This window comes from Vibrio sp. 970 (genome assembly GCF_033339075.1).
In genome coordinates this window covers 1-585 of the sequence record NZ_JAWOTW010000577.1, presented here as the reverse complement: position 1 = coordinate 585, position 585 = coordinate 1, and the positions used below count along the sequence as shown (strand labels likewise).

General features: G+C 45.8%; 1 protein-coding gene and 1 pseudogene. Both read right to left on the bottom strand.

Annotated features, from left to right (window positions below):
• A pseudogene (locus R7Q11_RS27980) lies at positions 1-89 on the bottom strand (methionine ABC transporter permease); the annotation flags it as partial.
• On the bottom strand, positions 79-585 hold a 507-nt coding region (locus R7Q11_RS27975; protein WP_318094478.1), incomplete at its 5' end, for an NIL domain-containing protein. The gene R7Q11_RS27975 and the pseudogene R7Q11_RS27980, both read right to left, overlap by 11 nt.

Sequence of the window (585 nt, the reverse complement as noted above, 5' to 3'; positions counted from 1 at the left end):
ATCGCGACCATATAGATGGTTTCCCACGTAGCACCTAAAAGTAGTTTGCTGTTTAAACTTAGCCATTCAAAAATCGTATTAAAGGACATAACCAAGTACCTCTACTTTTACGTTGTGCTCGCGCAGATATTCAATTGCTGCACTGTCGTCTTGTTCATTACCAAACAGCTCTGCGACCATCATGCCGAACTTCACACCGCCGGCGTAATCAAGATCGGAACTCAGAATGCTGACGTCGATGTTGTACTTACGCGAAATCTGCGACATCAACGGTGCATCTACGGTTGCGCCAGTAAATTCCATACGGACAAGAGGGTAGCTGCCTTCAACGCGATTTGGTTGCAAACGCGCTTGGTAATCTTCTGGAATGGAAAGATCCAATGTGGAACGAATGAACTCGTGAGCCAGTTCCGTTTTAGGGTGCGCAAAAATATCGCCAACCGTGCCTTTCTCAACCAATTCACCACCACCGATGATCGCCACTTCGTGACAGATGCTTTTTACCACTTCCATTTCGTGGGTGATCAGTAGAATCGTGATGTTGAGTTTGCGGTTGATCTCTTTTAATAGCTCAAGGATGGATTG